At 67.8% G+C, this 8,427-nt stretch carries 8 protein-coding genes; 2 read left to right on the top strand and 6 right to left on the bottom strand.

The window, feature by feature from the left end:
- The 3 genes from VP06_RS36425 to VP06_RS15955 all read right to left on the bottom strand — a co-directional run.
- Positions 1 to 1,247: tetratricopeptide repeat protein (locus tag VP06_RS36425; protein ID WP_197093215.1), on the bottom strand; the 1,247-nt coding region annotated here is incomplete at its 3' end.
- A complete protein-coding gene (locus VP06_RS35050; protein WP_082167425.1) occupies positions 1,231 to 3,513 on the bottom strand; it encodes a CHAT domain-containing protein in 2,283 nt (760 codons plus the stop codon). The genes VP06_RS35050 and VP06_RS36425, both read right to left, overlap by 17 nt.
- A gap of 130 nt (positions 3,514 to 3,643) precedes the next feature.
- Positions 3,644 to 4,129 (bottom strand): hypothetical protein, encoded by a 486-nt coding sequence (locus tag VP06_RS15955; RefSeq protein WP_053081834.1) that lies wholly within the window; start codon positions 4,127 to 4,129, stop codon positions 3,644 to 3,646.
- A gap of 241 nt (positions 4,130 to 4,370) precedes the next feature.
- On the opposite strand from VP06_RS15955, the gene VP06_RS15950 reads away from it, so the two are divergent.
- Positions 4,371 to 5,285 carry a manganese catalase family protein gene (locus VP06_RS15950; protein ID WP_048464773.1) on the top strand — a complete coding sequence of 305 codons (915 nt, stop codon included), beginning with the start codon at positions 4,371 to 4,373 and terminating at the stop codon, positions 5,283 to 5,285.
- A gap of 19 nt (positions 5,286 to 5,304) precedes the next feature.
- On the opposite strand, the gene VP06_RS15945 is transcribed toward VP06_RS15950, so the two are convergent.
- From VP06_RS15945 to VP06_RS15935, 3 genes are all read right to left on the bottom strand, one after another.
- Complete coding sequence (locus VP06_RS15945; RefSeq protein WP_048464772.1) at positions 5,305 to 6,681, bottom strand: leucine-rich repeat-containing protein kinase family protein; 1,377 nt, start codon at positions 6,679 to 6,681, stop codon at positions 5,305 to 5,307.
- Between the two features lie 137 nt (positions 6,682 to 6,818).
- The gene (locus VP06_RS15940) at positions 6,819 to 7,094 is read right to left on the bottom strand and encodes a hypothetical protein (protein WP_048464771.1); all 276 of its coding nucleotides are present in this window, start codon (positions 7,092 to 7,094) and stop codon (positions 6,819 to 6,821) included.
- A gap of 116 nt (positions 7,095 to 7,210) precedes the next feature.
- Positions 7,211 to 8,104, bottom strand: coding sequence for a class I SAM-dependent methyltransferase (locus VP06_RS15935; RefSeq protein ID WP_048464770.1), 894 nt, complete (start codon positions 8,102 to 8,104; stop codon positions 7,211 to 7,213).
- Here VP06_RS15935 and VP06_RS15930 point away from each other — a divergent pair.
- The coding region (locus tag VP06_RS15930) for a hypothetical protein (RefSeq protein WP_048464769.1) at positions 8,103 to 8,427 on the top strand (325 nt) is incomplete at its 3' end. The genes VP06_RS15935 and VP06_RS15930 overlap by 2 nt on opposite strands.

Here is an 8,427-nt window from a genome sequence, read left to right as displayed (position 1 = left end):
AGAGCTTCGTCGAGATCGCCGCGGGCGAACAGGATGTCGGCCACCTTGCCGAGTGTCACGGCGCGGGAGCGAACGTCGCCCAGCCTCTCGAAGGTGGGCATCAACTCGTTACGGCATAGACCCAGAGCTTCGTCGAGATCGCCGCGGGCAAACAGGATGTCAGCCACCTTGCCGAGGGTCAGGGCGCGCGAGCGAACGTCGCCCAGCCTCTCGAAGACCGGGAGTTGGTCCTCGCGGCGGATGCGGAGAGCGTCGTCGAGATCGCCGCGGGCAAACAGGATGTCAGCCACCTTGCCGAGTGTCACGGCGCGGGAGCGAACGTCGCCCAGCCTCTCGAAGGCAGGCAGCAACTCTTCCCGATAAAGCCGCAGGGCCTCGTCCAGTTCGCCCCGCGCGAAAAGTAAATCTGCTACCTTACCGAGGGTTACGGCGCGTGAGTGAACATCGCCCAGTCTCTCGAAAGTAGGAACTAAATCTTCTCGATAAAGCCGCAGGGATTCATTAAGGTCGCCTTGTGCAAATAATACGTCCGCTACTTGCCCAAGGGTTACGGCGCGCTCGCGGGTATTGCCAAGGTGTTCGTAAATTGGTAATTGTTCTTCAAGTCTGATGCGCAGCGATTCGTCTAGGTCGCCACGCGCAAACAAGATATCTGCTATCTTTCCAAGCGTTACGGCGCGTGAGAGTACTTCTCCTTGACTTTCATGGACTGGCAATGCCTCTTCACGATGAATACGTAGCGCCTCGTCCAAGTCGCCGCGAGTGAATATTACATCTGCGATTTTTCCAAGTGTCGCTGCCTGCGATCGCACATCGCCGATATTTGCAAATAAATTGCTAAGTGTCCGATAATATTTTTCGGCCTCAGTCACCTTTCCTTTCCGTAGGAGGTGATCTCCACGGCGTCTCAGAAATCGGGCTTGCGCTGCCTGATCAGCGTCATTGGTAAGATGCATGATTCGTTCAATGAATTTATCCTGTATTAAATCATTGCCAATACTCTCTGCGCATTCAATTCCAATTTGAAGCAAGGTGAACGTCGGTGGAACGGCAGAATGATCTATGTGGACAAGCGCCCGATGTACGATGTCTAGTCCAGCACATGCGTCGCCTTTGCCAAACCAAATCCATGCAGCCGCAGCTGTTGCAGCTGCAACAACGGTCTCGGGGGCATCACCTGCCATTTCGGCAATACGGAGGAGTTCGAGTGCCTCCGGTCCTTCTTGCACTCTAGGGCTTGCCATCACGCCACCTCTTCGCCAGGATATGTAAGACAGCTCTCGCGATCTGCCTCGACTCATCCGCTGTAGGCTCTTCAAATAGCGGAGCTGCTAGAGCGTTGATAGCAAGATCAACGGTTTGGGTATTTTGAAAAATATCTACATAGCCCAGGCCGACCAGCCGGCCGAGTGCAGCTGATGGTGCCGGAACACCTAGTACAGCCGCAGCAATCTCCAATGCCAGCCGTGGAACTGGTAACCTGAACGTACGCGCCGCCCGCATGACGCACAATTCGTCAGTTGTCAACGCATTGTGATACGTCGTAAGCGCTAGTTCGTTGAAGAAATTACCAACCTCGCCGTTCGGCAATGTGCCGGTTGACCGGTAGGATTCAACGGCAATAATGCCAGTCTCAGCAGAAGAAGGATTTTTTAAAATCATCCTGGTAAGTAAAGCCTGCAATCCGGGATTGCCTGCTGCCGCTGCGAGCGCGCGCTCTGAAAGATATTCCAGCACATCATTTATCTCAGATGCGAGAATAACGGGTCTTAGTTCAGCCTGGGCGAGCTTGCGACACTGTTCTTGAGTCAAAGGCGGCAATTGAAGGTCGAGCAAGAGACCAGCACAGTCGCCGTGGGAGGTGGGCAGGCTGAACGTGTAGCGGCTGGTGAGGAGCAGGCGCGATTCTGTCATGGCCCGGGTTGCTGCGAAAGCCTCAATCACCGATCGGAGTGGAGTACGGGCCTCACTCTGGACAAGGGTGCAGGACTCACCGGGTCGCGGCGTCTCTAATACGCTCTCAAGATCATCGATTATGAGGAGGATTGGCTGGTGACCTACCGCTGCGTCGGGTGCGGCAGCTGGGCCGGTTAGGATTGCCTCAACCGCATCCTTCAAAACAACGGGATCGCTGGCAATACTGTCCCGCCAAGTCGTCTGTAGGGAAGCGCGGTAGCGAGGATCTACCGCTTCAACGATCTCACTGAAAATAGCACTGGCGTTGTAGTGTCCAAACACCACGGCGCTGCGTAGGTCGCGCCGTCGCCGTGCAATGCGAGCGGCGAGGCTCGACTTACCTAGACGACCCATGCCGCGGACGAGCACGCCGGCCGGCCCGTAGGGATCGGAGAAGGCTCGTAGCGCCGCTTGTGCCTCCCGCCGCCGGCCGACATAGACGGCTGGTGGCGCCACCGGTACTTGTTTCTTGCGATCAAGAAACGGTTTGTCGCCAAGATGCCGGCGCCGAGCCGTCTTGCCGTTGGCGCAAAGTGGCCCGCCGCCGATCGGCCCAAGATGCACTCGGGCCAGATGCCAGTGCCTGCCAATTCCGACCTTCGATTTTTGCTGCAACTCTTGAATCAACGTTCGCCGAGCTGCTGCCGCAGCTGCTGGTACCGTCTCGCGGCGGCCAAGGGCTCCATAGAGGGTGCGGGCGAAGGTAATGGCATCGTCGTCGTAGACCGAGCCGGCCCAGCCAATCACCTGCGCCGTGCCGGCAGACATCAGGTCTAGGGCCAGCGGCACGGCCGCGCCGGCTTGCTCGGCGCTGCGGCAGGCTGAGACCAGCACCAACGGCGGCATGTGGCGCCCCGTCGCGCCGCAGAGCTGGTCGGCAGTGATGAGATCAAGTCCGCCTTTGTCGTCTTCCAGGGCGAGTACGCCGTGTCCGCCGACGAAATTGCCGTGGCAGGTGAGATGCAGCACCTCGAATGGGCCCTCTAATGAGAGCCGGTCTGCAAGAGGGCCAAGCGATCCGCTTTCCTCCACGGCGAGCTGCACCGGCAGCCGCTCGACCGCGTCGAGGATCAGTGCCTCCTCGCGCTCGTAATTGAGGTCCGACACGCCCTCCGGCGCCGCCGCCATGAACAAGACCGAGAGGTCGCGATGGGTTGGCTCCCACGGCGTGCCGGGGGCGCCGAAGCGCCGGGCCGGGCTGTAGGCCCGGGTGGCGTCGAAGGCGAGATGGGCCCCGGTCGCGTCGGTCAGGAGTTCCCAGGGCGCCGCCACGAAGGCGCGGGCGCGCGCATCAGGCTTGGGCGTCACCGCCAGGTCGAGGGTGACCGGCCCGCTCTCGCCGATGATCGGCGCCAGCAGATCCTTGCGGTCGAGCCAGTCATGCAGGGCCTTGCCGATCGCTAAAAGCGTTCCGGCCGGCGTCTGGAGCGTCAGCGCTTTCGTATAGGCGGCGCTCTGTTCATCCAGGAACGCCGCGTCGGCGGCCTCGAACGGCCGGCGTTCCTCGCGCGGGCCGTCGAGGATGAGCTGGCCGTCCCTGCACCACAACACCGCCATGGCCGATTGCCCATCACCCCGTGCGACTCGCCCAGATTTGCACGGAGGAAGCACGATCGCCAGGGGCGATCGACGCGGCGTTGGGTGGCCCTCGTCTTGGAAAAGACCATCCGGGGCGGCGAATGGTCTTTCAGTGCAGGGCCGCCGGCCGCTCCGCCTCGGGCGGGAGCGCCGCGTCGTCGATGAGCGCCGCGCGGATGCGGGTCAGGCGCCGCTCCGCCGCCTCGCGGCCGGCCTCGGCCGCGGTGGCGGCGTCGCGGGCGGCGTCGATGTCGGCCATCACCTCGGCCAGGCGCTCCTCCAGCCGGCGTATCCGGGCCCGCTCGGCGGAGAGCCGGGCCTCGGCCGCGCCGGCCCTGGCCTGCGCCTCGGCGGCGGCGCGACGGGCCTCCTCGGCGTCCTGGTGGGCCGCGGCCGCGGCCTGGTGCGCCTCGGCGGTCTCGGCCGAGGCGGTCCGCAACGCCTCCTCGACCCGGCCGAGCAGCGCGCCGACCTCGCGGCCGAGCCGGTCGGCCCGGGCCTCGGCCGCGGCGGCGCGGGCGGTGGAGTTGCGCACCGTCTCGGTCGCGCGGCGCAGCAGGCTGAGGATGGTGCCGGTGTCGATCGGGGTGGCCATAGGGTCCGGTATCGTGGGCGGCCGGGGCGCGGCCGGCAAGTCCCCTAGGGGGGACCGACGGCCGGCCGCGGTCAAGGGCCCTTGCACCGGCATCCCCCACTCCCCGGAGAGCTGCGGCGCGGATGCGCCACCTAAGGGTGGTCCCTGCGACCGATGCGCCCGCTGGATGCATCGCGCGGGAACCCGGGCAGGCTCCGATCGATGCTCCCGGGGACTATCCCCGAGCGAAAGGTGCCGTACCATGTTCATGAGGATCGACCGCCTTCAGGCCGAGCTGCCGCAGCCCAAGCGGCCCGACCCGAACGCCGCCGCCGCCTTGCAGGAGCTGCTCGGCGGCAAGTACGGCGAGATGTCGACGCTCGGCAACTACATGTTCCAGAGCTTCAACTTTCGCGAAAAGTCCAAGCTGCGGCCGTTCTACAGCCTGGTCTCGAGCATCTTCATGGAGGAGCTGGGCCATGTCGAGCTGGTCTCGACCGGCGTGGCGATGCTGAACAACGGCCCCGGCGACCCGACGCCGGATGTCGACGTGTCGAAGGCGCCGTTCCACGACATGCAGGATATCCGCCTCGCCGGCAGCTTCCTCAGCAACGGCGGCGGCGCGATGCCGATGAATTCCAATGCCGCGTCGTGGAACATGGACATGGTCACCACGACCGGGAACATCATCATCGACCTGCTGCACAACTTCCATCTCGAATGCGGCGCGCGGATCCACAAGCTCAGGGTCTACGAGACGCTGAAGGACCCGACCGGGCGCGAGGTCTGCGGCTACCTGCTGGTGCGCGGCTCGGTCCATGCCCATGCCTATGCCCTGGCGCTGAAGAAGCTCACGGGTGTGGCCATCGAGCAGATGCTGCCGACGCCCAACATCAACCTCGACCGCATCCCCGAATGCCAGAAATACTTGCAGGAGGGCAGCCACCGCCGGCTCTACCGGTTCAACTCGCCGGATTACCCGGAATCGGCCGGGGTGTGGTCGAACGACGAGGTGGCGCTGCCGGGCGATCCGCCGGGCCCTCTCGAAGTGGTCGACGGCGCGCCCGAGGGCGGCAAGATCCCGGAACTCGACGGCAATTACGGCGCCTTCGCGCCGAACTACAAGCCGGAAGAAATCTTCGAGATCGCCAGCAAGCTCTACAAGAAGAGCCGCTGAGACGAGGAATCGGGGCCGGTCAGGCCGGCCCCGATTCCTTCATGATCGCGTCGAGGGACTCCCGCACCTCGGCCATGCCGGGGCGCGCCGCCGGGTCGGGTCCGGTGCAGGCCCGGGCCAGGGCGTCGAGGGCCGGATGGGCGAGGGGGGCGATGGTGTGCAATTCCTCGAGCAGCAGCCCGAAGGCCCGCACGTCGAGCCGCTGGAGGACGTGGCCCTCGGCCCCTGGGAGCAGGGCGGAGGCGGCGCCGAGATCGCTCAGCACGGCGTCGCCCTGCGTTCCGTCCCACAGGATGTTGTGGGCGTAGAGGTCACCATGGCCGAAGCCCCGTGCATGCAGATGGGCCGCGCCCGAAGCCACCCCGTGGGCGAGGCGCAAGGCCGCGCGGGCCGTGAGGCGTAACGCCGGATCGTAGACGTCGCGGCTGCAACTCTCCAGGCTCGGCGGCCCGGCGAGCACCCGCCAGCCCTCCGGCAGGAGCGGCATCAGCAATCCTTGCGTGCCGTCGGGATGGTCGGCGAGGCGGCCGAGGCCGCCGATGAGGTGCGGATGCGCGCCGGCCACCAGGCAGGCCGCCATCTCGCGCTCGGGCAGGCCGTCGCTGGTCATCGCGCCCTTGAACAGCTTGAGGGCGACGGGGCGCGCCTCGCCGGTTCCCTCGTCACCCGCTCCGTCTTGCCGCCACGCCGCCCGCATCACCCGCCCGGAGGCGCCCTCGCCGAGGAGCGGGCCGAGGGCGAGGTCGCGCCAGGCCGCAGCCGTCACGGCGACCGGGGGCGGCGCCGCCCGGTCCTCGAACGGATTGCCGGCCCAGGACAGCCAGGCGAGGCGCGGCAGGGCGGTGAGGCAGCCGGGCAACGCCTCGAACCGGTTGGCGGCGATGCGCAGGAGTTCGAGCGCCTGCGCGCCGCCCAGGCTCTCCGGCAGCTCGCGCAGGCGGTTGCCCGCCAGCATCAGCTTCTGCAGCAGCGGCCGCTCGCCCAGAGCCGGCGGCAGGGTGGCGATGCGGTTGTCGGTGAGGGTGAGCCAGCGCAAGGCCGGCGGCAGCGAGTCGGCCGGTACCTCGGCGAGGCCGCAGCCGCGAAACCCCACCTGGCTCAAGGCGGGGCAATCGCCCAGGACCGGCGGCAGCCGCGCGAAGCGGTTGCCGGAGCCGAACAGCACCCGCAGCCGGCGCAAGCGCCCGAGATCGGCGGGGAGCGCGGTCAGGTCGTTGTGGCCGAGATCGAGCAGTTCGAGCGTGTCGGCGAGGCCGAGAATCTCGGGCGGCATCTCGGTCAGGCGGCCTTCCGGCCCGCCGGGAAGCCGCAGCTCCCGGATTCCGGCAAGGTCGCCCCGGCGCAGGGCGTCGAGCCGTGCGGCGGTCGCGGGCGGCAGGCTCACGGCCCGGCTCATGCCCTCGCCCTCGCGCCAGGGCCGCGGCGTCGTGTCGGCATCGTCGTCTCCCGGCGGCGGATCGGAGCCGCCGGGCGGTGGTCGCCGGGAAAGGCCGCCGGATCAAGAGGCCGCGGCGGCCTGCGTGGGGAGGCGCCTCAATACGGATAGCCGTAATAGCCGGGCGGCGGGCCCGGGCGATAGCCATAGCCATAGCCATAGCCGGCGGGCGGACGGCCATAGGTGCGCAGGTAGGGGTCGTAGCGCGGCTGGCGGAAATTGCCGTTGTTGACGCCGGCCGAGCGGTCGTTGCCGCTCAGCGCCGCATAGGGCGAGAGCCCGCTGCCGGCATCGCTGTTGCGGGCGAGCGCCGCGCCGGCCGTGCCGAGGACGAGGGCCGCCGCGACCGCGGCCCGGATCGTGAGAGCGCGCATGGAAAGCCTCCTGCTTTGGGCGAGGGAATCCGGGGAACGGCGCGTCGCAGGGCGAAGTTCCGGCCTGGACGGCGCGGCCTTTCGGCGCCGGGCCCGGCCCAGGGAGGCGCGGGGCCTCAGCGCCCGGCCAGCAGCGTCGCGGTCCGGCGCTGCTGCGCGAGGAGGCGGCCGAGATGGTCGATCGCCCCCTCCTGCAACCGGCGCAGGGCGTCGGGATCCTCCTCCGCGTCGCGCCGCATCGAGACGTAGAACTCGAACCCGCCCACCTCCGTCGCGCCGATCCGGTTGAGCACGAAGGGGAACAGCCCGAGCCGCGTCGCCCCCGCCACCAGGTCCAGGAACGCCTCCGGGGTGAACACCCAGCAATGGCACGGCACGTAAGTCCCGGCGGCGAGCGCCGCTTCGGCCTGCGCATGGGCATGGGGCAGGGCCGCCTCGCCGGCGAGGCGCGGGGCCGCCGCCGGGTCCTCGCCGGCCCAGATCTGCGCCGGCGCCACCGCCCGCACCTCGCTCGCATGGCCGAAGAGCTGGCGCGGGCTCGGCCGCGTGAGGCCGAGGAGGTCGGCCTCGACCAGCTCGGCCAGGGTGCTCACCGGCCGGGTGGCGTCGAACATGAAGCGCTTGTCCGGCAGCGACAGGTTGAGCACGCCCCCGGCCCGCAGCACCCCGTGGATGCCGCGCAGCCAGCCGAGGAGGTTCGGCACGTACTGGGCTACCTGCGCGGCGATGGCGATGTCGTAGGGCTCCGGCCCGACGAGCGGCGCCAGCGGGCCGGACCCCGTCCAGGCATGGTCGATCGGCGCCGCGCCGGGCAGCCCGGCGCCGGCATCGAGGGCGTGATCGAGATAGGCCACCTGCACCCCCTCGGGCAGGGGCGTCGGGTTGTCGCCGGGTCCGAATTCCAGGCCGCGCGCCTCAGGCAGGGGCATGTCGTGGGTCAGCCGCGCCAGCCGCCGGTCGGCGGCGCGGCGGGCCAGGAAGGCGTCGAGGGTGAGGGAGCCGGGTCTCATGATCGGCTTGTCTCACAACCAGCCTTACGCGGCGAGTCCGTCGAAGTGGCCGGCCGCATCCCAGGCGCAGTGCGCGGTGAGCGCGGCGGCGAACACGGCCGACAGGCGCGCCCGCTTCGGCCTCGACCACCGGCCCGTCGACGGCCACCGAACGCCAGCGGGCGGACAGGCCCGGCACGACGACGTCCGGGTTGCGCAGGGCGTGGTCGGAGGCGTCCCCATAGACGGGGCGGTCGCCCCAATCGAGGTCGCCCCAATCGAGGTCGCCCCAGTCGAGGTCGCTCTCGGCGGGCAGGCCCTCGGCCAGGAGGAGGCCGGGGGCG

This window comes from Methylobacterium aquaticum (genome assembly GCF_001043915.1).
Taxonomy (GTDB): Bacteria; Pseudomonadota; Alphaproteobacteria; order Rhizobiales; family Beijerinckiaceae; genus Methylobacterium; species Methylobacterium aquaticum.
Note: the sequence above shows the minus strand (reverse complement) of the source record. Positions and strands in the feature narration are given on the sequence as shown.